Origin of the sequence: Lonepinella sp. MS14434 (genome assembly GCF_042468235.1) — a bacterium.
In the GTDB taxonomy this organism is placed as follows: domain Bacteria; phylum Pseudomonadota; class Gammaproteobacteria; order Enterobacterales; family Pasteurellaceae; genus Lonepinella.
The window spans coordinates 596,629-616,953 of record NZ_CP170386.1 but is presented as its reverse complement, the minus strand read 5'-3'; the positions used below and the strand labels follow the sequence as shown (position 1 = coordinate 616,953).

Below are 20,325 nucleotides of genomic sequence, written 5' to 3'. Positions count from 1 at the left end.
AAATTGGGGATTTAAAAATTCATCATAATAAAAATTATTTGATAACTACAACATCAATCGCAGCTGGACCACGTTGAGAATCTTGTACATTATATTCTACGTTGTCACCTTCGTTTAAGGTTTTATAGTTGTCACCTACGATACCAGAAAAATGAACGAATAAATCTTTCCCACCATTTGCAGGAGTAATAAAACCAAAACCTTTATCAGAGTTGAACCATTTTACAGAACCGTTTAATTTAGACATATTGTCTTCCTTATTTTAAAATTTAAATTTGCGCTTGAGAAAACAAGCAATTGTGCTAAGAAGGATATAGAAACTGATATTAAAAAATCCAAGAACAAATTTAAAACTTGTGATACGGAAGAACTAATAACGCATTTTATAAACTACTGTCTAGCTGTAAGACATTAAAGCATTAACTCCATATTAAAGCAAGTATTATTTACTCCATTTTGAAAATAAAAATGATTATTAAAAATATGTTAAAAAATAACCGCACTTTTCCTCTAAAACAAAAAAAATTGCAAGCCTTTCGACTTGCAATTTCTGTATAAAACGAAAAATAAAGAATTAACGTTTTGAGTATTGTGGACGACGACGTGCTTTGTGTAAACCCACTTTTTTACGTTCAACACGACGAGCATCACGGGTAACAAAGCCCGCAGCACGTAATGCTGGACGTAAAGATTCGTCATATTCCATCAATGCACGAGTGATACCGTGACGGATTGCACCCGCTTGACCAGAAATACCACCACCAGTAACAGTGATGTAAAGGTCTAATTTATCTGTCAACTCAACGAGTTCTAATGGTTGACGTACGATCATACGTGATGTTTCACGACCGAAATATACGTCTAAAGAACGTTGGTTAATGGTGATGTTACCATTGCCCGGTTTGATAAATACACGAGCTGAAGAGCTTTTGCGGCGACCTGTGCCGTAGTTTTGATTTGCTGCTGTCATTTTTTTGCTCCGTGATTAAATATCTAAAACTTGTGGTTGTTGTGCGGCATGTTCATGTTGTGAACCTGCGTACACTTTTAATTTGCGGAACATTGCACGTCCTAATGGACCTTTTGGCAACATACCTTTAACCGCAATTTCAATCACTGCTTCTGGACGGCGAGCAATCATTTCTTTGAAAGTCGCTTGTTTGATACCGCCTACATAGCCAGTGTGCCAGTAGTAAATTTTATCGTCTTCTTTACGACCTGTTACGGCTACTTTCTCTGCATTGATTACCACGATATAATCGCCAGTATCAACGTGTGGAGTGTATTCCGCTTTATGTTTACCACGAAGGCGACGAGCTAATTCAGTGGCTAAACGACCTAACGTTTTACCTGTCGCATCTACTACATACCAGTCACGCTTAACTGTTTCTGGTTTTGCTACAAAAGTTTTCATTAATTAAATTACCAATATTAAATATTAATACCCAGTGTCAATCATTAAGATAAACACAACCATTGATCTCAATCATCACCCCTTCGAGTGCGATCTCGACAAATAATGTGCGGTGGGAAAACCGCAACATTCACAGGGTCGTGCGATTATACAAGATTTGATAGAAAAAAACCAGTAATTAGTGAAAAAATAAACAAAATTTAACCGCACTTTTATAGCAAAAAACTAAAATCATACAAGACAAAAGTAAATTTTAACGCTATGATAAGATAATAGTTTTACATCATACATTAATAATTAACTTAAGGGGGCATTATGCAAAACATTCAGAACTGGTCAAATGAAATGTGGTTAATTGCTGGAATCGGACTCTTTGTTGGGTTTATTTTAGCTTATTTATTCATTAGTTTGACCAAAGGATCGGTAAAAAAACAAACTGAAACCGCAAAAGAGCTAACTCACGCCAAACAAGAATTGGAATCCCAAAAACAATTATTAGAGAAACATTTTGCAGAAAGTGCTGACTTATTTAAAACACTGGCACAAGATTATCAGAAAATCTACCGTCATCTTGCCAAATCTTCTGAACAACTTTTGCCTGATGCCAATAATAAAAGTTTATTTCTACAAAGTTTTATGAATTCAGAAAAATCTACCGCCATTACGCCAGAAAATCCGCCCAAAGATTATAAAGAAGGTTCTTCTGGGTTGTTAAAGAATTAATATATTTGGGCGAATTCAAAATAATTCGCCCTTATTATTTTTGATTATACAAATAAGTGATGATACCGTTCCAACTCGGCTTTAGTTAACGAAAAAACCCCTAATCCCCCATTTTTAAATTCAATCCAATTAAACGGTACTTGTGGAAAACGAGCTTGCAAATGAATCATTGAATTTCCTACTTCACAAATTAATACACCATGATCTTTTAAATATTTTGGTGACTCTGCTAAAATTTTTATCACCAAATCCAAACCGTCATCGCCTGCCGCTAGTGCCAATTCAGGTTCATGGGAAAATTCTTCGGGCATACTGTCCATATCTTCTTGATCCACATAAGGCGGGTTGGTCACGATTAAATCATATTGATCCTGCGGTAACTGCTCAAATAAATCCGATTGAATCGGGATTACTCGCTCATTCAAACCGTGACGTTCAATATTATATTCCGCCACATCCAAAGCATCACGGCTTAAGTCCACTGCATCGACTTCTGCATCAGGAAAACGCTCTGCACAAGCAATCGCAATACAACCACTACCTGTACACATATCTATGATTCTGGTTGGCTCTTGCTCAATAAACTCTGCAAAACCATTTTGAATTAACTCGCCAATCGGTGAACGTGGAATCAATACTCTCTCATCTACATAAAATGGCAAACCACAAAACCATGAAGTATTAACTAAGTAAGGGGCTGGAATCCGTTTTTCCACTCGTTCTGTGACTAATGCAATAATCTGCTCTCTTTCCTGTTGGGTTAAACGACTATCATATAAATCTGTCGGCACATCTAATGGCAAATTCAAGCTAGTTAATACCAATAATGACGCTTCGTCCCACGCATTATCCATACCATGTCCATAAAAAAGTGGTTCACTATTAAAGGTGCTATATGCCCAACGTAAATAATCTTTAATAGTGTGCAAATCATTCGATAAATTCTGTTCAGAAAACGCCATTTTTATTGTTCCTATTTGGTAAAACAAAGTTTTTCCGTTAGTATATAGAAATTATTGAATTTTGTCCCGACTCTATTAATTTTAGGATAACTAAGTATGTCAGAAACTGACGAGAAATTACTCTTTTTGCAAGAAACAAAAGGTATCAAGCCACTCAAACAAGATACTTATGTTCCGTCACAAAAACTGAATAAATTTAAACTCAAACAAAAAGCGAAATTGAAAGATAATCGAGAAAAGCAAGATACCTTATTTTACTTTTCCGATCAGTATGAGCCGTTATTAAACGAAGAAAGTGCGGTGAAATATTTACGAGAAAATGAAGATAGCTATTTGTTAAAACAACTTCGCCGTGGCGATTTTTCCCCAGAAATTTTTTTAGATCTGCACGGTTTAACCCGTGAACAAGCTAAATTAGAATTAGCGAGTCTAATTCAAGCCTGCGAAAACGATAATATTTTTTGTGCTAGTATTATGACTGGCTACGGCACATTTACCCTGAAAAATCAAATCCCCCGTTGGCTTGTGCAACATCCCAAAGTACGAGCATTACATCAAGCCCCTAGAGAATGGGGCGGTGATGCAGCTATTTTGGTGTTGGTGGATGTGTAAAAAGCTCAAGGCAACCCTTGAGCTTATCAAAACCAATATCACAATTAGAAAGTTGATGTATCCTGAAATAATCCGACTTTCAAATCTGTTGCCGTATAAATCACACGACCGTCAACCAACACTTCACCATCAGCCACACCCATAATTAATTTACGATTAATCACACGTTTGAAATGGATTTTGTAAGTCACTTTTTTATTGGTGGGTAACACTTGACCAGTGAATTTCACTTCGCCAACACCTAAAGCACGACCTTTACCTTCGCCACCGATCCAACCAAGATAAAAACCAACCAGTTGCCACATCGCATCTAAGCCTAAACAGCCTGGCATCACTGGATCGCCGATAAAATGGCAACCAAAGAAAAATAAATCTGGCTTAATGTCCAATTCGGCTTCCACATAACCTTTGCCAAACAAGCCGCCAGTTTCGTTCATTTCAATCACACGATCCATCATCAACATAATTGGGGCTGGAAGTTGTGGACCTTTTTTGCCAAATAATTCACCACGCCCAGAGGCTAATAAATCTTCATAATTATAAGAATTTTTTCTTTCTGGAATTGTTTCTGGTGTACAGGTGTTAGTCATTTTTTTCTCTTTAAAAGTAAATCATAGGATATTTTTCAGTAAACTTACTGAATTAACACTATATTAACAGAGTTTAATTTAAAAAGATATAGCTAACACTTGTTCGCTAAACAGTTCCGAGCAGTTATTTTTTAGCAAACCATTTTAACCAAAATGGCATCGCATGGTGCAGTTCTGCATACTGTTCAATACGTTTAGAAATTAACTGTGCAATAGTCATTTTTTCTTCTTTTTCTGCTTGTTCATCTACCACTAAAGGACGATCAAATAAAATCTCACAAGCCTCAAACACATCATTCACAGTCCAAATGAAAAATTGATTATTTTTCACCGCACTTACCACATCATCTGTCAAAGAAAGCTGATATAAACAGGATTCTGGAATAATCACGCCCTGCTTTCCAGTTAATCCCCTGCCCTGACAAATAGTAAAAAAGCCTTCAATTTTATCATTCACCCCCCCCACAGAATGCACCAAACCAAATTGATCGATTGCACCCGTCACCGCAATAGATTGCGGAATAGGTAAATCCGACAAGGCACTGACTAACACTAAGAATGCAGATAAAGAAGCACTGTCCCCCTCAATTTCACCGTAAGATTGTTCAAACACCAATGATGCGGAAAATGGTAATTGAGATGGCATATCTAAAATATTGGCTAAACAATTTTCCGCAATCATCATACCTTTACCATGAACATTGCCAGCCAGCTCATTTTTTCTTTCAATATCAGTTACTTCACCATCACCAAATTGCACAATGCAACTAATCCGAGATGGTTCACCAAAAGACATCGGTGTCCCCGTAAATTCCACCACTGACAAACCATTAATTTGCCCGACTACTTCATTTTCAGTATCAATATATACTTGATGATAAAAAATATCCGCATAAGTTTGTTCACGAAGAAAACCTTGTTGAGCAGACTTTTGTTGAAAATATTGCTCAAAATCCACCGCACTTAGCACGTCTTTATTGCTGCTTAACTGACTTACTCCGCTTAAAATTTGGTTCAAAATCAACGGTGAACTATTGATCAACACTCGGCTTTCACTTTCCCTTACTAGCCATTGATATAATTTATCCAAACCGTCAGGGGTTAAACGAGGAAATTGTTGTTGTTCGGCAAAAGACAACACATATTGTTGCCATGCCTGTTGCTGTGGCTCTTTTTCCACGCTGACATAGCTTTCAATTTCGCTATAATCTGCAAGATGATAAAGATCTGGCTCGAGGTTATTCAAAGTAGCTAATTCTTCCCGATTTCCCAATAAAATAACTTTTAAATGCAATGGATAACTTGGAATCTCGCACGGCAAGGCTTTAAACGGATGTGCCGAATACCAATCAAATTGTTTCGTCATCAGAATATGTTTTAAGCGTTCCCAACAATCAAAATGATTTAACAACTGGCTAACGCTTAAAATTAACACACCATTATTAAGTTGATGCACCAAACCAGCGTTAAGCTGAATATCATGCGAGCTAGGATGAATCCGAATCGATCCGAACAAACTTGAATGATCAAAATAAAGAGCGGTGGCGACTGTTTTTTTACTAGCAAAATTATCTTGTGCTGATTGTGCTGGCTGAACATTCACTTGAGCAAAAGAAAAACTATCCCCTTGTTCCACTTCATACTGAACACCCGATACTTGTAACGGTGCTTGTTGCGATTTTACCCACTTTTCCACCGCACTAGCGTATTCGCTTTGATCGTCCGCTTTTAACACTAACAAACTGCGGTGCGAATTTTTCAAAAATTGCTCTATAGCCGAGCAAGCTCGCCATTGTAAATCTAAAAAATCGATCTTTTTAGTTTCAGCAGGAAATACCGTCAAATGCGGTTGCAATGTTGTCCAATCTAGTTTTTGTTCGGATAAAGCCACGTTTTTTTCTCTTCATAAAATTGAATGTTGAGCATTATCTCACATTTCATTAAAATTCAAAAAATCTACTAGAAAAAAAACCTTAATCAGGGTATATTATTTTCAGTTACCACGTCACCAATGATAAAAAAGTAATGATAAAACAATGAAATATCAAAAACTTGAAAATCAAGAAACACACTGGAAATGGCTTTATCTCACTAAAAAACACCGTGAAGGGGAAAATATTACCCGTTATCAGGAAAAAAGTTTAGCGGAAGATAAGGTCAAAGCCCTTCTTGCTTGCAAAAACCAACCTGAGCAAATCACCGCTTGGATAGCTGATCATTTATCCGAGGCATTGGTAATTAAACTCGATCAAGCCATTCGAGCCAGACGTAAACGCTTTTTCAACGCTGAAAAACAACATACTAAAAAGAAATCCATTGATTTGGAATATGCGGTATGGCAACGTTTATCAAAATATTCTCGCAAACTAGGTATGACCTTATCACAAACTATTACCTATATGATTGATGAGCGAGAAAGCAAAGCTCAGTATGAAAACAAAATGTCAGTGATGAAAGCTAGTTTGAAAGATTTACTTAAATAAAGGTAAAGGCAAATATCAAATTCGCCTTGAGTCGATATTGAATGATTATTTTGTTTTGATGTTTTGATAAATATAATAGCCATTCACACAAGCTACAAAAATATTCAATCCTGTCACTGGGAATGAACTAATCAGCAAACCATAAATAATAAAACATATTGCCCCGATTAAATTGACCAAACGCAACTTAATAATATCTTTTAATAAAAAAGATCCCGACACCAAAATCATGGCTACATAACCTAATATTTCAATGTAATTCATCACGTATTTTCCCCTCTTATTATTATAGGGCGCTAGTCTAGCAAGGAATAAGAAATAACACAAAAGCGCAAAGGTTTGCGTGGGGAAAATTTTTCATATTAGATATAACAAACAAAAATTAGAATATAAAATAGTTTTATTAGAATTGAATAACTATCTCTTGTAATCCGCTATATACCAAATAACTACCAAACGCTAAAAAAATCACGCCTGCAACATTATCAATGTAACGACTATATTGACTATAAAAACGTTTAGCAAAAGGGCGAGAAAAGAGTAAAGATACAGCATAGAAATAAAGAAAATTTTCAATAATAATAATGAAAAATGCCACTGCCATTTGCCAAGTTTCTCGCATATTGATCAACACCAATGACATGACACTGGCAAAATAAATCACGACTTTAGCATTTGACAAATTGACCAATAACCCTTTCATTATTTCGACTTTAATCGTTGTGTCTTGGTTTAAGTACTCTTCTGTCAATTCAGTAAAAACTGTATTTTTACGATTTTTTGCCATCTTTAACCCAAGATAACATAAATAACTGCCCCCCAATAGCATTATGACACCATGCAAAATAGGCATTGTTTTAAATAATATAGCCAATCCTAATATGGCTGCTGCTGCCCATATTGCTACTCCAATAGTAATACCTAAAATACCACAAACCGTATTCCGTCTTGAATTGCTGGCAGCCATTCGACTTACGTAGAAAAAATCTGGACCGGGACTTAATAAACCGAAAAAGTGAATAATGATTAAATTTAGCATAATGACACTCCAATAGAAAAAATAAAATAAACTAATACCGCATACAATGATGCTAGCACGTCATCAATCATGATGCCAAAACCATTTTCTAATTTTCTATCAAAATATCTAATTGGAAAAGGCTTCCAAATATCAAATAGACGAAATAATCCGAATGCCACCACATTGCCCAAAATCAAATGTTCTAGCAGAAATCCAGCCATGCCGATTTGCACAATCCAAATGCCAACAAATTCATCCCAAACAATGGAACCATGATCATGTACACCCATATCATTGGCGGTTTTTTGGCATAAATAACAGCCTATCAAAAAGCAAACTGCGGTGAAAATAATAAATATTTTTAATTGCACGATTTGCATGAATAAAATGCCAATAAATAATCCAACCAAACTCCCCCATGTACCGGGTGCAGGATGAATTAAACCAGAACCTAAGCCAACCGCAAGCAAATGCACGGGGTTAGTTAAGCGTAGATGTTGTAATGGGTGTTGTGTTACATCGGTCATGATTATTTAAAATGTTCAAAACTAGAGATCTGTAAATCTACCACTTTTCCTTGTCGTTGGTAAATAATATTTTGGTAGGGATTTTTTTCTACAATACGACCAATACAGGTATAAGGCACTTTTAATGAGGCTAAATATTGATCTAATAATGCCTTTTTGTGATTTGGAACAGTAAAACAGAGTTCATAATCTTCCCCACCTTGCAAGGCAAACTGTTCCGCCTGTTGTCGCCCATATAAATTTACTAACGCAGGTGAACAAGGTAAATCTTCCAAATTTAATGCCGCACTTACTCCACTACGTTGTAAAATATGACCAAGATCGCCCACCAATCCATCAGAAAGATCTAAAGCGCAATGTGATAATTGATATTTAGCTAGGGTAATACCAAGCGATACTCTCGGAGTTGGGCGAAAATTGCGTTGGATTAAAAATTCTTCATCCAAATTTACCGCGCTTTTTTTACCTTGATACAAGTCGGAGATTAAATAAAATCCCGACAAACCATCGCCCAACGTACCGGAAACATAGATCCAATCCCCGACTTTAGCCTGATCGCGTCGAAGTGCGGTATTTTTTTCAATAAATCCTTGAGCAGTAATGGTAATAGACGGTACGGTACCACTGGTAGTATCACCACCGATTAAGGCGACATTATATTCATTAAGTAATTCAAACATGCCTTGACTAAAGGCGCGTAACCAATTTTCATCTGCTTTCGGCAAGGTCAATGCCAAAGAAACCCATGCGGGTTCTGCTCCCATGGCAGCGAGATCGCTTAAATTTGTCGCAATAGCTTTATAGCCCAAATCTCGGGGATCAATATTCGGATAAAAATGGGAATTTTCCACCATCGTATCAGTGGTAGTCGCTAGGAATCTTCCTGATGGAACAGACGTTAAGGCACAATCATCACCAATGTTTAAATTAACATCCGTGCGTTGAACTTGTTGTTGAGTGAAAAAAGTATCTATGAGATCAAATTCTGTTTTTGCCATTATCTTATCTAAAAAAAGAGTGGGTAAAACCCACTTTCTTATATATTATCTACGTCCTAAAGAGGGTGAGACTTTATCTAATACCCCATTGACATATTTATGACTATCATCTGCCCCAAAGGTTTTTGCCACTTCAATCGCTTCGTTAATCACGACTTTATAAGGGACATCAAGCTCATATTTCAATTCATAAGTAGCTAAACGCAGAATAGATTTTTCAATCGGGGTTAATTCTTCCGAAGTGCGGTCTAAAAAGGGGGCTAATGTTCTATCTATTGCGTCCAAATTATCCACTGTTTGACGGAATAATTTACGGAAATAGGCTACATCAACGCCTTTTAAATCTTGTTCAGTCACAAAAGCTAATTCCACTTCAGCTGCATCATTATGTGAAATCACCCAAGAATACAAGGCTTGCACAGCACATTCTCTAGCACGACGACGAGCGGATGGCTTTTTAACTTGTTCAGTCATGATAATGCCTTAGTTAATTTGGTTTAATAAGTTGATCATCTCAAGCACCACTAAAGCCGCTTCTGCACCTTTATTGCCTGCTTTAGTACCCGCACGTTCAATCGCTTGATCGATATTTTCAGTGGTTAATACTCCAAATGCCACGGGAATATCTGCGTTAAGCGACACTTGACCAATACCACTACTCGCTTCACCAGCTACGTATTCAAAATGTGCCGTACCACCACGAATAACTGTACCTAATGCCACTATACCATCATATTTTTTGCTATCTGCTAAACGGCGAACCGCTAAAGGTAATTCATAAGCACCCGGCACTTTAACCAAGGTAATATTTTCATCCTTTACTTGACCAATACGTTTCAATGCATCAATAGCACCATCCACTAAACTATCATTAATAAAATGATTAAAACGAGCGACTACCACAGCAATTTTGGCATTTGGTGCAGCTAATACACCTTCTAATATTTGCATTTTGTTTCCTTTATAAATAAACGCTAACTGACCATTGATTCTAGCATAGAATTAGTTAATTGATAATAAAAAAGGAAACCAATTGGGTTTCCTTGTGGTTAAATTCTTAATAAATGAATTATTTTGTTACTTCTTCTTTTACTTCTGCAGCTTTATCAGAAACAGCATCAGCTCCTGCCGCAACTTTTTCTTTTGCAGCTTCATTCATTTCAGCCATTTTATCAGATGCCGCATCCTTCATCTCTGTAGCTGATTCTTTTATTTCAGCCGCTTTATCTGATGCTGATTCGTTCATCTCAGCCATTTTATCTGAAGCAGAATCTTTCATTTCGACCATTTTATCTTTAGCCTCAGTTGCTTTTTCTACCACAGCATCTTTAACATCTTTAGCCGCTTCAACAGTTGCATCTTTGGCTTCTGTTGCTTTTTCTACTACTGCATCTTTAACATCCTTGGCAGCTTCAACGGTTGCATCTTTGGCTTCAACAACGCTAGTTTTCGCTTCTTCTGCTTTAGCAGACATTTTATCTTTTGATGCTTGATCGCAAGCTGCTAATGCGAATACTGAACCTAATACTAATGTTGCTAATAATGATTTTTTCATTGTAGTTTCCCTAAATAAGTTTATGTTTAATCAATATCGGTTCTACCGACAATTGTATATTCTGAATAATTTTATTGTAAAATGCAAAAATTTTTACAATGACTTTATAATTAATTTCATAGAATGAAATCAAACGCTCTAGTTTCTGACTAAAAAATTAGACCAAAGTTCCCTTGATTCTAAAATTATTCTTCAATAGCACGCAGTAATTCGTTGATCCCAACTTTACCTAAGGTTTTGGCATCTACTTTTTTCACGATTACTGCACAATAAAGACTATATTTACCGCATTTTGACGGCAAGCTACCAGACACAACCACCGAACCTGCTGGTACACGACCATAATGAACTTCACCTGTTTCACGATCATAAATACGAGTTGATTGCCCAATGAATACCCCCATTGAAATTACACAACCATCTTCTACAATAACCCCTTCTACCACTTCAGAACGAGCTCCAATAAAACAGTTATCACCAATAATAGTTGGGTTAGCTTGTAATGGTTCTAACACACCACCGATACCAACACCACCAGAAAGATGAACATTTTTACCAATTTGAGCACATGATCCTACAGTTGCCCAAGTATCAACCATTGTGCCTTCGCCCACATACGCACCGATGTTTACATAAGACGGCATCAACACGCAGTTTTTCGAAATATATGCCCCTTTACGCACAGTGGCAGATGGCACTACACGGAAACCTTCTTGAGCAAAACGTTCTTGCGTATAATCGGCAAATTTTAATGCCACTTTGTCATAATATTTAGTTTCTGCACCATCAATAATTTGATTATCATTAATACGAAATGAAAGCAATACGGCTTTTTTTAACCATTGATGAGTTACCCATTCACCGTTAATTTTCTCCGCTACACGATAAGTGCCGTTATCTAAACCGTTAATAACTGCTTCAATCGTCTCACGAGTTGCTGTATCAACAGTTTTAGGTGTAATATCCGCACGTTTTTCAAAAGCGGCTTCAATAATTGTTTGTAAATTTGACATAATTTCCTTTCTTGTTTTGTCTATAAAATAATTGAATAGTTTTACCACAATTTTAGGCAAAATTCACCTTTAATAAATGATTAACGGTATTTTTTTCCATCATCGCCATCTTGTTCAGTTTTAAAACGGCGATGTAACCACATATACTGCTTAATATCCATTAAAATTTCTTGCTCCACGATTTTATTCATACGAATAGCAATTTCGCGTTCGTCAGATAAATCGGTAAAATCTACTGGTGGTGAAATGGTCAGGGTATAACCACTATTATCTTTATTACGCAATGGAGCAAAAGGAATGACTTTACTGTTAGGTGAAGATTTTAATAAATAATAAGACCCTGTTGTTGTTGCGGCATCTTGCACCGCAAAAAAGGGAATAAACACCGCACTTTTACGTCCATAATCATGATCTGGAGCATACCAAATCATCTCTCCTTGACGCAACGCCTTAATCATACCACGCAAATTTTTACGATCCAATAAATCCTTATTTGAACGCATTCGCCCCCAAGTCTGTAACCAATTCATGATAGGATTATCATTAGGGCGATAAACACCAATACCAGGGTGATGTAAACCAATAATTCTGGCTCCTAATTCAAGAGTAAGAAAATGTACACCAACCAAAATAATACCATCTTTGGCACATTCTTTAAGATATTCAACACCTTCCGCTTTAGACCATTTTTTAATACGGCGGTCTGACCAAAACCATGCCATACCTGTTTCAATAACTGCCATACCCACATTTTGCATATTTGCTTGCAGAATTTCTGATCGTTCCTGAACCGACATGTCTGGAAAAGCTAATTCTAAATTGCGTTGAGCAATTTTTGCTCGCCGTTTACCTACTTTCAGCTTACTAAATAATAAACCTAATCCTTTCCCAATTTTCAATAAAATTGGATAAGGTAAACACAGAATTAACCAATATAACCCTAATCCCAACCAAAAGCCCCAATACTTAGGGTGCAAAAATGCTTTTTGGAATTGTGGAAGATGATTTTGAGACATAATTTGACCCCGAAGAAATAAACTCCATATAGTTTAACTGAATTTAACAGAAATTTTAAGCCAAACTCTTTTTTGCTGTGGTAAAATCAGCAAAATATTTTTATTTTCTAAGATTAGGACATATTTTATGAATCAATTCTCTGCACAATTTCCAAATGCTAAAGTATTAGTTCTTGGTGATGTGATGCTAGACCGTTACTGGTTTGGTGCGACCAATCGTATTTCTCCTGAAGCACCTGTCCCTGTGGTACGTGTACAACAAAATGAAGAACGTGCTGGTGGTGCAGCCAATGTGGCAATGAATATTGCTTCACTGAATGTACCTACTCAATTACTCGGTTTAATCGGTAATGATGAAACGGGTTCAGCATTAACTCAATTATTAGAAAAACAAAAAATCTATTGTAATTTTGTTAAACTAGATACACACCCAACTATTACTAAACTACGTATTCTTTCTCGCCATCAGCAATTATTACGCCTTGATTTTGAAGAAGATTTTCATCAAGCACCAACAGATGAATTACTTGATAAACTGAAAAGTGCGGTGAAAAATGTGGGAGCTTTAATTCTTTCGGACTATGGTAAAGGCACATTAGCTCAAGTGCAAAAAATGATTCAAATCGCACGTCAAGCTAATGTTCCTGTATTAATCGATCCAAAAGGAACAGATTTTGAACGCTATCGTGGTGCAACTTTATTAACGCCAAATATGTCTGAGTTTGAAGCTGTGGTCGGAAAATGTGAGAACGAAGAAGATATTATTGAAAAAGGGCTAAAACTTATTTCTGATATTAATTTAACCGCACTTTTAGTCACCCGTTCCGAAAAAGGTATGACGTTATTACGTCCAAATCAACCTGTCTATCACTTGCCAACGGTTGCCAAAGAAGTGTTTGATGTTACTGGTGCTGGTGATACGGTGATCAGTGTTCTTGCCACAGCCCTTGCTGATGGACGTTCATTTGAAGAATCTTGCTATTTAGCTAACGTGGCAGCAGGTATAGTGGTTGGAAAATTAGGTACATCTACAGTTTCTACTGTAGAATTAGAAAACGCTATTCACGGACGGACTTCCACAGGCTTTGGCATTATGAGTGAAAGCGAATTAAAAACCGCAGTACAATTAGCCAAAAATCGGGGCGAAAAAATCGTGATGACCAATGGTTGCTTTGATATTTTACACCCTGGACACGTTTCTTACCTAGAAAACGCTCGCAAACTTGGTGATCGTTTGATTGTGGCAGTCAATACGGATAATTCCGTCAAACGCTTAAAAGGTGACACTCGACCGATTAACGATCTTGCTAGCCGTATGGCGGTGTTAGCTGGATTAGCTTCAGTTGACTGGCTCGTTGCTTTTGACGAAGATACCCCACAACGTTTAATTAGTGAAATCTTGCCTGATTTGCTGGTCAAGGGCGGTGATTATCAACCTGAAGACATCGCTGGATCAAAAGAAGTGTGGGCAAACGGCGGCGATGTACAAGTTCTCAATTTTGAAAACGGCTGCTCCACCAGTAATGTCATCAAAAAGATCCGTGAATTAAAGGATTAATCGCAGAGATATTAAGCAATCAAATAGTGCGGTGAAAAAAGAACTTGTTTTTGCAAAAATCTTTTTATATTATAACCGCACTTTTGAGAACAATCTTATCTCTCTCAATTTCCGAATGCGACTATAGCTCAGTTGGTTAGAGCACCACCTTGACATGGTGGGGGTCACTGGTTCGAGTCCAGCTAGTCGCACCATTTAGCCCTTTCATAGCTCACCGTAACCCATCGAAAAACACAAATAAAACCTTGTTAGAAAAGGCTTTTCAGTTGTTTAACTTATCGTAATCGCTCGTAATTAATCGTATCTAATCACGAATTTTAGTAGTATCGTATGTAGGATCTTCATATACTACAAAAACTGCGTACTACTAAAAACAGGGGAAAGCCTTATGCCACGCACTACAAAGCCACTTAATGCAACCGAAATTTCTAAGGCAAAAACAAAAGATAAAGATTATAAACTTGCTGATGGGCAAGGACTTTATCTACTTGTTAAATCCACCGGCATAAAGCTATGGCGGTTTAATTATGTAAAACCTGTTACCAACAAACGAACAGATATTAGCCTTGGAATTTATCCTGAAGTTACTTTGGCGGATGCTCGTAGAAAAAAAGAAGAATATCGCACCTTGCTTGCTCAAGGTATCGATCCATTAATTCACAGGCAAGAATCAGAACAAAAAGAAATGCAACAAAATACGCTCTTCTCTGTTGCTGAACAATGGAAAGAAAAATACAAAGAAGAAGTGGAGCCGCTTACACTTGAAAAAATTGGTTACGTCTAAATAAGCATATTTTCGCTAAAATTGGGCATTATCCAATAAGTGCTATAAATCCACGTCTTTTAGTAGAAACCCTTAAACCGCTCGATTTACAAGGGATAAACGATACATTACACCGCCTTATTAGATTGGTGAATAAAATACTCAATCACGCTGTCAATATTGGCTTGATTGAATTTAACTATTGTGAAAAAGTCGGGCAAGCCTTTAGAAAAGTTCAGCAGAAAAATAACCCTACTATTTCGCCTGATGAATTGCCTGCATTGCTGCAAAAAATCCTTTTTTCTAATTTGCATTTCAAAACAAAAATGTTAATCCAATGGCAATTATTAACAATGGTTAGGCCTGCGGAAGCGGTTAGCGTGGAATGGTCTGAAATTGATTTTGATAAGAAATGCTGGAATATTCCAGCAGAAAAAATGAAAAAAACGCATAAAGGACAATTCGCCCACGTTGTACCATTATCAACCCAAACATTACAGTTACTAGACAAAATGAAACTGATAACAGGCTCTAGCCGTTTTGTTTTTCCGAATAATAATCAAAGCAAATTTAATCAATCTATGAGTAAAGAAACGGCTAATAAAGCTCTAAATACGTTAGGTTATCAAAATATTTTGACCGCCCACGGTTTACGCTCGATTGCTCGCACTTATTTATCTAGCCAAGGCGTTAGTTATGAAATAGCAGAAACCTGCTTAGCTCACGCTGTCGGGTCTTCTACAAGTCGAGTTTATAATAATTATGATTATTTCAAAGAAAGAGTTTCAGTAATGCAATTATGGAGTGATTACATAGAAAAATGCACTCCAAAAATATAAAATATGCGTTGTACTTTATGCTATGTGTTTTTTGTTTTGCTATAAGGTGTTCACTATTCACCAAAATCGAATTTTAATTTAAAATCAATATGTTAAAGTGTGAACACCTGTTTTAAGTGTTCACCTTTTTTTTATAAAGGTGTTCACTTTTTTCATAAAAAAAGGGCATTTCGCCCTATTTTTACTTACTATTTCGCCTTTATGGTTTTATAAACTCATTAAAGAACGCTTCAAAATCACGATAAAAAACGTTGGTTTTCACTCCATCATTTGTTTTCTTTTTTTGAAATTCGTGCTTGTTCCCGTGTTGCTTTAATCCTTGTCTAAGTGAGTTTGAAAAATTATTTAGTGATAATCCGTGATTGATATTTAATGCACTTATGAATGAACAGTAAGCAGGATATAGATGTGTTTTCTCTCGTTTTGCTTGCTGAGCATTACCAATAAACATCCCCTCTATTAATTCTCTAGTTTCGAAATATTGGCAAAATTGAGTAATGTGATCTGACGCTATTTTAACCTCTAACGCCTCTTTACTGTCTTTTTGAGCATCTAATAATTTTTTCGCCTCGTCTGGATCTTTGAAAGTGTCTAGTAATTTGCGAACAATGCCGCCAAATTCTGATAAAAGTTTATCGGTTAATTTTTCATCTCTGTGTTCAGGTGGAACAGATTTATCAAACTTGAAAATGACCCTGCGTCGATCTACTCCGTCTTCTCGTTCAGTGAACATAGTCGGCTCATTATTCACAATCAAAACAATCGCTTTAATTATTGCTTCAAATTTAGTTTGATATTTTTGATCAATGCTCAACATATCACCGCCTGTAATACCTTTTAGTCCTCCACCCTTGCCGCCATATTTTGATTGTTCAGGTAGAATAATCAGCCGTTTATTAAAAAATGGCGCCCGATCCCTTGCGGTATCTAAATCAAGCAAACAACCTGATGCTGTGTTTTGCTTGCCTGCCAACATTGTAGCAATATTAGCAAAAATAGATTTGCCTGATCCGCCTACGCCGTTAATTTCAAAAAATACCTGCCAGTCGTAACGATTGGTTAAAATCGCATAAAGTGCGGCTAATATATTCTTTGATTTCTCGGCGTTTCCATCTGAAACAAAATCAAGCCATTTATCAAAATTCGGCGTTGCTACGGCGTTATTTTGATAATCATAGGGAATCATATTAGTTAAATATAAATCCTTTGTATGTGGCTTAAATTCGCCCGTAGTGCGGTTTAAAATGCCATTATTAAACGCAATAAATTCTATCGACTGATCCGAATTTCGCATTAATGGAATCTGAATTTTTAAGGTTTCTATCAGACTGTTTACCGACCGCTCACTATAACCCTGATTGTTCAGCTCAAAAAACTCTACCACTTTGTGCTTAATATCAATATCATCTACGGTGTTCCATATTTTGCCGTCATAACGGTATAGGCTCTTATTTTCTCTATGAAGTGCCATATCCCAATTTAACCAGCCGTAAAATGATTTAGATTTGTCGCTTGTGCGGTCATTTTCACGAATAGAATGATCTGCCTTTTTGCTTGCATCTTTTGCAATCGTTTTAGCTAAATCCTGTTCGCTTTCTTGCGTGCGCAAGCGTTCAATATAACCGCTCAAGTTTTCTAATTTCTCCATGCTCACGCCATCATACAAGCCAACAGCTAGGCCTTTTACTTTGTTGTTGGTGGCAAGGTTCAAGCAAATAGCGGTTTTCTGCTCTTGTGTTAGCTCGCCATATTGGAAGATTTTAATAAACCGCTGATCTTGATTACAAAGCCTTGTATTTCCTAGGTTCGCAAGCTGTTTAACGTCAAGAATTACCGGTTTCTGATCATAGCGGTGAATTTTCTCCCCATTAACAGAAAAATCATCAATCTTCAAAGCGTCGGCCAGAATGTGCCATAACGTCCCCTTGCCCTTGTTCCATGCTCCCCACGCCGTACTACCGGCTAAAATAATCAGGTCACTGAATAGCTGATTATTCCACGGCTCTTTTAAATGTGGTGCGTTAATTAATTTTGCCATTGCTTGCCCCTATTTCAAATCTTTAACGTATTTTTCAATGCGAACCGCTCTATAAATACGGTCGTTTAATGCTTTAACCTGTCTAGCTATTGCATTGTCTAAATTGTCGAACGTGCCGAAGTTATATGTTTTGCCTCGTAGGTCGTAACCTGTAACGTTGTAATAAATCATTGTAGAACCCCCTTAATTCAATCCAGATTTAATCATTCGTAAATAGCCTTGTAATTCCTTGCTGTGGTGTAAAAGCTCGCCTATCTGTTCATTATTGAGCGTCACTTTACAGCGCATTTTAAACACGTAATTATGTATGATTTTCTGCTCTAGCTCTGCTTGCTCGCAAAGTGCGGTCAATACTTCATTACTTTTCATTCCACCACCTCGCTTTTTATGATTGAGAGTGTGAAGTCATTATCAAAAAACACATTGCCCGCTTTCTGTTTTTGGCTGATTTCATTTTTAGCTTGCAGTGCTTGGGCCAGTGTCTCAAATTCATCAATAAGCACTTGGCTTTGACTGAATACCATAAAAAGCTGATACGGTTTATTATTCATTTCCACCACCTTAATTTATTTTGACTGATTTAGATTTACTTGGCCCCGCATGCGGTTGCTCTACCTTTTCGCTTTTGTCTATTGTTGGTGGATTATTCGCATTCTCCACACCATTAACGGCTTTTCGCAATAAATCTACAAGTCGTTTAGGTCATCAATAGAACGTTGCATTAAGTCTCTCACGCCCATTAAACTATCAACTAACTCACAAGGCTCAATAGAATAGTTATCTACTTTTGTGAGAAGATGAACCAGTGACAAGGGTTGAAGTAGTTTGTTAATTCTGTTCTCTAGTGTGTCAATTAGTTCGAATGAGTTACGCATTTTTGCCCCCTGTAAAGTCAATTTCATTAAGTAGTGATTGTAAGGTCGTGAGATTATCAAAAACTTCCCCGTATTCTTCAGGGCTTAACGTACTATCGTTTTTGAAAGCGTCTAAACTTTGATTTAAAAAGTTGCAAGTTTGAATGTAATTACAAATAGACTTTAAATCTCTTGCATTGCGTTCTGTGTATTGATGGTTGATACGTTTAAGCATGGCTCACCCCCATTGATGAAAACGGTTGAGAATAGCGAATAGGATTTAACGCACTGGTTAAAGTGTTGGATTGTTTCATTGTGAATTGTCTCTTAACTGTAATTAGTAATGAATTGCCAACCTGTAATAGGTGTGACAAGGTATCAACTACCGCAGTTAATCGGCTCGCCTTATTCGTGCGGATTGGATCCGCCTTAGTTCGACGTATTAACCTTGCCACAAATTCGGCTTTTTCAGATAGGGTTAGTTGCCCTGTGAATTGAATTTGAGGTATAAAAAATCCGCAAGTCTTACGTGTGCGGGTGCCGTTAACTGTAAGTAGTTCGTTGCAATTAGTGGTTGCAACATTGGCAATACTACCCCCATTTTCACGACTACGCAATAGCTCTACGAAAATTTTACGCATAAATCACCCCCTTAACATTGGTTAAAGTGCGGTGTAAATGTTCGGGGTTTTTGACGTTCCAGCATTGCAATAAGCAATAATCTTTAGCGATTTTTGCTCGTGCCGTGCTTTCGTTGTCGGCTTGAATAACAATTCTTGCTTTTGGCAAGCGTTGAACAGATAGGCTTGTGTTGCCTAAGTTTTGGCGGTGTATGCCTAGGAATAAGTAGATCATTGCTGATAACTCCACTGATGAACGTTTTGTAGAAGTTACCGCTTGAAGTTTCGAGGCTTTGGGGCGGTAACGTGTAACAGGCTCGAAAACTGCGATCAGTGGAACACAGCAAAGGGCTAAACCTTTCCCATTACACGCCACCATTGAAAGAAAATTGCTAGGCTCAAATTTGAGCTTTGCAACTTCATTTGATAAAGTGCCAACCGGACCAAAATTGGTCCCGTTGTTTTCTTCGGGTGTGCGTATGCTACGAACAAAAAAAGCACGGTGATAAATTGGCGTGCTGTCGTTCGCCACTGATAAATCGTTCGAGTTTCGAGGCTCGGCACTAGATTTTGCTAGTGCGTGAAAACTATCGCAAATTTCACCGCACTTTGTCAAGAAAATGTATTGTGAATTGTTTTCATGTTTGCTATAATGACTATGATTTAATTTCATATTAAATCTAGCATAGGCTTTGATTTTAGGCATATTATTAAAGTTCTCTATGTGATTGAAATAGAT

25 protein-coding genes, 1 tRNA gene and 1 pseudogene are annotated in these 20,325 nt (G+C 37.0%); 6 read left to right on the top strand and 21 right to left on the bottom strand.

Annotated elements, in window-relative coordinates:
* Nucleotides 1–34 precede the first annotated feature (34 nt).
* The 3 genes from O1Q79_RS03130 to rplM form a co-directional block, all read right to left on the bottom strand.
* Nucleotides 35–247, bottom strand: a complete 213-nt coding sequence (locus O1Q79_RS03130) for a cold-shock protein (protein WP_386685963.1) — start codon at nt 245–247, stop codon at nt 35–37.
* Nucleotides 248–574: 327 nt separating this feature from the next.
* Nucleotides 575–970: a 30S ribosomal protein S9 gene (rpsI, locus tag O1Q79_RS03125; protein WP_386685960.1), complete on the bottom strand. Its 396-nt coding sequence runs from the start codon at nt 968–970 to the stop codon at nt 575–577.
* 15 nt (nt 971–985) lie between these two features.
* A complete protein-coding gene (gene rplM / locus O1Q79_RS03120; RefSeq protein ID WP_386692905.1) occupies nt 986–1,414 on the bottom strand; it encodes a 50S ribosomal protein L13 in 429 nt (142 codons plus the stop codon).
* Nucleotides 1,415–1,738: 324 nt separating this feature from the next.
* Here rplM and O1Q79_RS03115 point away from each other — a divergent pair, with 324 nt between their 5' ends.
* Nucleotides 1,739–2,137: a YhcB family protein gene (locus tag O1Q79_RS03115; RefSeq protein ID WP_386693339.1), complete on the top strand. Its 399-nt coding sequence runs from the start codon at nt 1,739–1,741 to the stop codon at nt 2,135–2,137.
* Nucleotides 2,138–2,181: 44 nt separating this feature from the next.
* Here O1Q79_RS03115 and prmB read toward each other — a convergent pair whose 3' ends face one another.
* Nucleotides 2,182–3,099 (bottom strand): 50S ribosomal protein L3 N(5)-glutamine methyltransferase, encoded by a 918-nt coding sequence (gene prmB, locus O1Q79_RS03110; RefSeq protein WP_386692904.1) that lies wholly within the window; start codon nt 3,097–3,099, stop codon nt 2,182–2,184.
* Nucleotides 3,100–3,195: 96 nt separating this feature from the next.
* On the opposite strand from prmB, the gene smrB reads away from it, so the two are divergent.
* Nucleotides 3,196–3,711: an endonuclease SmrB gene (smrB, locus tag O1Q79_RS03105; RefSeq protein WP_386692902.1), complete on the top strand. Its 516-nt coding sequence runs from the start codon at nt 3,196–3,198 to the stop codon at nt 3,709–3,711.
* Nucleotides 3,712–3,755: 44 nt separating this feature from the next.
* Here the strand turns inward: smrB and fabA are convergent, their stop codons facing one another.
* A complete protein-coding gene (gene fabA / locus O1Q79_RS03100; protein ID WP_386685952.1) occupies nt 3,756–4,301 on the bottom strand; it encodes a bifunctional 3-hydroxydecanoyl-ACP dehydratase/trans-2-decenoyl-ACP isomerase in 546 nt (181 codons plus the stop codon).
* Nucleotides 4,302–4,425: 124 nt separating this feature from the next.
* Nucleotides 4,426–6,192, bottom strand: a complete 1,767-nt coding sequence (locus O1Q79_RS03095) for an AAA family ATPase (protein ID WP_386692901.1) — start codon at nt 6,190–6,192, stop codon at nt 4,426–4,428.
* Nucleotides 6,193–6,337: 145 nt separating this feature from the next.
* Here O1Q79_RS03095 and matP point away from each other — a divergent pair, with 145 nt between their 5' ends.
* The gene (matP, locus tag O1Q79_RS03090) at nt 6,338–6,784 is read left to right on the top strand and encodes a macrodomain Ter protein MatP (protein ID WP_386692900.1); all 447 of its coding nucleotides are present in this window, start codon (nt 6,338–6,340) and stop codon (nt 6,782–6,784) included.
* A gap of 45 nt (nt 6,785–6,829) precedes the next feature.
* Here the strand turns inward: matP and O1Q79_RS03085 are convergent, their stop codons facing one another.
* The 9 genes from O1Q79_RS03085 to O1Q79_RS03045 form a co-directional block, all read right to left on the bottom strand.
* Nucleotides 6,830–7,048: a YgjV family protein gene (locus O1Q79_RS03085; protein ID WP_386692899.1), complete on the bottom strand. Its 219-nt coding sequence runs from the start codon at nt 7,046–7,048 to the stop codon at nt 6,830–6,832.
* A 139-nt stretch (nt 7,049–7,187) separates the two neighbouring features.
* Nucleotides 7,188–7,823 (bottom strand): homoserine/threonine efflux transporter, encoded by a 636-nt coding sequence (locus tag O1Q79_RS03080; protein WP_386692898.1) that lies wholly within the window; start codon nt 7,821–7,823, stop codon nt 7,188–7,190.
* Complete coding sequence (locus O1Q79_RS03075; RefSeq protein WP_386692897.1) at nt 7,817–8,332, bottom strand: phosphatidylglycerophosphatase A; 516 nt, start codon at nt 8,330–8,332, stop codon at nt 7,817–7,819. The genes O1Q79_RS03080 and O1Q79_RS03075 overlap by 7 nt, the downstream gene beginning before the upstream one ends.
* 2 nt (nt 8,333–8,334) lie before the next feature.
* The gene (gene thiL, locus O1Q79_RS03070) at nt 8,335–9,330 is read right to left on the bottom strand and encodes a thiamine-phosphate kinase (RefSeq protein ID WP_386692896.1); all 996 of its coding nucleotides are present in this window, start codon (nt 9,328–9,330) and stop codon (nt 8,335–8,337) included.
* A gap of 45 nt (nt 9,331–9,375) precedes the next feature.
* Entirely contained in the window at nt 9,376–9,804 is a 429-nt protein-coding gene (gene nusB, locus O1Q79_RS03065) for a transcription antitermination factor NusB (protein WP_386692894.1), read from the bottom strand.
* A gap of 9 nt (nt 9,805–9,813) precedes the next feature.
* Complete coding sequence (gene ribE, locus O1Q79_RS03060; protein WP_386692892.1) at nt 9,814–10,281, bottom strand: 6,7-dimethyl-8-ribityllumazine synthase; 468 nt, start codon at nt 10,279–10,281, stop codon at nt 9,814–9,816.
* Nucleotides 10,282–10,399: 118 nt separating this feature from the next.
* Nucleotides 10,400–10,885: a hypothetical protein gene (locus O1Q79_RS03055; RefSeq protein WP_386692891.1), complete on the bottom strand. Its 486-nt coding sequence runs from the start codon at nt 10,883–10,885 to the stop codon at nt 10,400–10,402.
* A gap of 185 nt (nt 10,886–11,070) precedes the next feature.
* The gene (dapD, locus tag O1Q79_RS03050; RefSeq protein WP_386692890.1) at nt 11,071–11,898 is read right to left on the bottom strand and encodes a 2,3,4,5-tetrahydropyridine-2,6-dicarboxylate N-succinyltransferase; all 828 of its coding nucleotides are present in this window, start codon (nt 11,896–11,898) and stop codon (nt 11,071–11,073) included.
* Nucleotides 11,899–11,978: 80 nt separating this feature from the next.
* On the bottom strand, nt 11,979–12,914 hold the full coding sequence (locus O1Q79_RS03045; RefSeq protein ID WP_386692889.1) for a Kdo(2)-lipid IV(A) acyltransferase: 936 nt from the start codon (nt 12,912–12,914) through the stop codon (nt 11,979–11,981).
* Between the two features lie 127 nt (nt 12,915–13,041).
* On the opposite strand from O1Q79_RS03045, the gene hldE reads away from it, so the two are divergent.
* From hldE to O1Q79_RS03030, 3 genes and pseudogenes are all read left to right on the top strand, one after another.
* A complete protein-coding gene (hldE, locus tag O1Q79_RS03040; protein WP_386685924.1) occupies nt 13,042–14,472 on the top strand; it encodes a bifunctional D-glycero-beta-D-manno-heptose-7-phosphate kinase/D-glycero-beta-D-manno-heptose 1-phosphate adenylyltransferase HldE in 1,431 nt (476 codons plus the stop codon).
* A 117-nt stretch (nt 14,473–14,589) separates the two neighbouring features.
* A tRNA-Val gene (locus O1Q79_RS03035) sits at nt 14,590–14,666 on the top strand.
* Between the two features lie 194 nt (nt 14,667–14,860).
* A pseudogene (locus tag O1Q79_RS03030) lies at nt 14,861–16,074 on the top strand (tyrosine-type recombinase/integrase).
* A 199-nt stretch (nt 16,075–16,273) separates the two neighbouring features.
* On the opposite strand, the gene O1Q79_RS03025 reads toward O1Q79_RS03030, so the two are convergent.
* The 6 genes from O1Q79_RS03025 to O1Q79_RS03000 form a co-directional block, all read right to left on the bottom strand.
* A complete protein-coding gene (locus O1Q79_RS03025) occupies nt 16,274–18,112 on the bottom strand; it encodes a phage/plasmid primase, P4 family (protein ID WP_386692887.1) in 1,839 nt (612 codons plus the stop codon).
* Between the two features lie 183 nt (nt 18,113–18,295).
* On the bottom strand, nt 18,296–18,481 hold the full coding sequence (locus O1Q79_RS03020) for a hypothetical protein (protein ID WP_386692886.1): 186 nt from the start codon (nt 18,479–18,481) through the stop codon (nt 18,296–18,298).
* A complete protein-coding gene (locus O1Q79_RS03015) occupies nt 18,478–18,663 on the bottom strand; it encodes a hypothetical protein (RefSeq protein WP_386692885.1) in 186 nt (61 codons plus the stop codon). The genes O1Q79_RS03020 and O1Q79_RS03015 overlap by 4 nt, the downstream gene beginning before the upstream one ends.
* A 316-nt stretch (nt 18,664–18,979) precedes the next feature.
* A complete protein-coding gene (locus O1Q79_RS03010) occupies nt 18,980–19,201 on the bottom strand; it encodes a hypothetical protein (protein WP_386692883.1) in 222 nt (73 codons plus the stop codon).
* Nucleotides 19,194–19,607, bottom strand: coding sequence for a hypothetical protein (locus O1Q79_RS03005; protein ID WP_386692882.1), 414 nt, complete (start codon nt 19,605–19,607; stop codon nt 19,194–19,196). Before O1Q79_RS03005 ends, O1Q79_RS03010 begins: the two co-directional genes overlap by 8 nt.
* A complete protein-coding gene (locus O1Q79_RS03000; RefSeq protein WP_386692880.1) occupies nt 19,600–20,292 on the bottom strand; it encodes an ash family protein in 693 nt (230 codons plus the stop codon). Before O1Q79_RS03000 ends, O1Q79_RS03005 begins: the two co-directional genes overlap by 8 nt.
* Between the last annotated feature and the right edge of the window lie 33 nt (nt 20,293–20,325).

What these genes read in the sequence shown, in the direction of transcription:
- O1Q79_RS03130 (WP_386685963.1), bottom strand. Translation starts at nt 247, where the DNA reads ATGTCTAAATTAAACGGTTCTGTAAAATGGTTCAACTCTGATAAAGGT.
- rpsI (WP_386685960.1), bottom strand. Translation starts at nt 970, where the DNA reads ATGACAGCAGCAAATCAAAACTACGGCACAGGTCGCCGCAAAAGCTCT.
- rplM (WP_386692905.1), bottom strand. Translation starts at nt 1,414, where the DNA reads ATGAAAACTTTTGTAGCAAAACCAGAAACAGTTAAGCGTGACTGGTAT.
- prmB (WP_386692904.1), bottom strand. Translation starts at nt 3,099, where the DNA reads ATGGCGTTTTCTGAACAGAATTTATCGAATGATTTGCACACTATTAAA.
- smrB (WP_386692902.1), top strand. Translation starts at nt 3,196, where the DNA reads ATGTCAGAAACTGACGAGAAATTACTCTTTTTGCAAGAAACAAAAGGT.
- fabA (WP_386685952.1), bottom strand. Translation starts at nt 4,301, where the DNA reads ATGACTAACACCTGTACACCAGAAACAATTCCAGAAAGAAAAAATTCT.
- matP (WP_386692900.1), top strand. Translation starts at nt 6,338, where the DNA reads ATGAAATATCAAAAACTTGAAAATCAAGAAACACACTGGAAATGGCTT.
- O1Q79_RS03085 (WP_386692899.1), bottom strand. Translation starts at nt 7,048, where the DNA reads ATGAATTACATTGAAATATTAGGTTATGTAGCCATGATTTTGGTGTCG.
- O1Q79_RS03080 (WP_386692898.1), bottom strand. Translation starts at nt 7,823, where the DNA reads ATGCTAAATTTAATCATTATTCACTTTTTCGGTTTATTAAGTCCCGGT.
- O1Q79_RS03075 (WP_386692897.1), bottom strand. Translation starts at nt 8,332, where the DNA reads ATGACCGATGTAACACAACACCCATTACAACATCTACGCTTAACTAAC.
- thiL (WP_386692896.1), bottom strand. Translation starts at nt 9,330, where the DNA reads ATGGCAAAAACAGAATTTGATCTCATAGATACTTTTTTCACTCAACAA.
- nusB (WP_386692894.1), bottom strand. Translation starts at nt 9,804, where the DNA reads ATGACTGAACAAGTTAAAAAGCCATCCGCTCGTCGTCGTGCTAGAGAA.
- ribE (WP_386692892.1), bottom strand. Translation starts at nt 10,281, where the DNA reads ATGCAAATATTAGAAGGTGTATTAGCTGCACCAAATGCCAAAATTGCT.
- O1Q79_RS03055 (WP_386692891.1), bottom strand. Translation starts at nt 10,885, where the DNA reads ATGAAAAAATCATTATTAGCAACATTAGTATTAGGTTCAGTATTCGCA.
- dapD (WP_386692890.1), bottom strand. Translation starts at nt 11,898, where the DNA reads ATGTCAAATTTACAAACAATTATTGAAGCCGCTTTTGAAAAACGTGCG.
- O1Q79_RS03045 (WP_386692889.1), bottom strand. Translation starts at nt 12,914, where the DNA reads ATGTCTCAAAATCATCTTCCACAATTCCAAAAAGCATTTTTGCACCCT.
- hldE (WP_386685924.1), top strand. Translation starts at nt 13,042, where the DNA reads ATGAATCAATTCTCTGCACAATTTCCAAATGCTAAAGTATTAGTTCTT.
- O1Q79_RS03025 (WP_386692887.1), bottom strand. Translation starts at nt 18,112, where the DNA reads ATGGCAAAATTAATTAACGCACCACATTTAAAAGAGCCGTGGAATAAT.
- O1Q79_RS03020 (WP_386692886.1), bottom strand. Translation starts at nt 18,481, where the DNA reads ATGAAAAGTAATGAAGTATTGACCGCACTTTGCGAGCAAGCAGAGCTA.
- O1Q79_RS03015 (WP_386692885.1), bottom strand. Translation starts at nt 18,663, where the DNA reads ATGAATAATAAACCGTATCAGCTTTTTATGGTATTCAGTCAAAGCCAA.
- O1Q79_RS03010 (WP_386692883.1), bottom strand. Translation starts at nt 19,201, where the DNA reads ATGCTTAAACGTATCAACCATCAATACACAGAACGCAATGCAAGAGAT.
- O1Q79_RS03005 (WP_386692882.1), bottom strand. Translation starts at nt 19,607, where the DNA reads ATGCGTAAAATTTTCGTAGAGCTATTGCGTAGTCGTGAAAATGGGGGT.
- O1Q79_RS03000 (WP_386692880.1), bottom strand. Translation starts at nt 20,292, where the DNA reads ATGCCTAAAATCAAAGCCTATGCTAGATTTAATATGAAATTAAATCAT.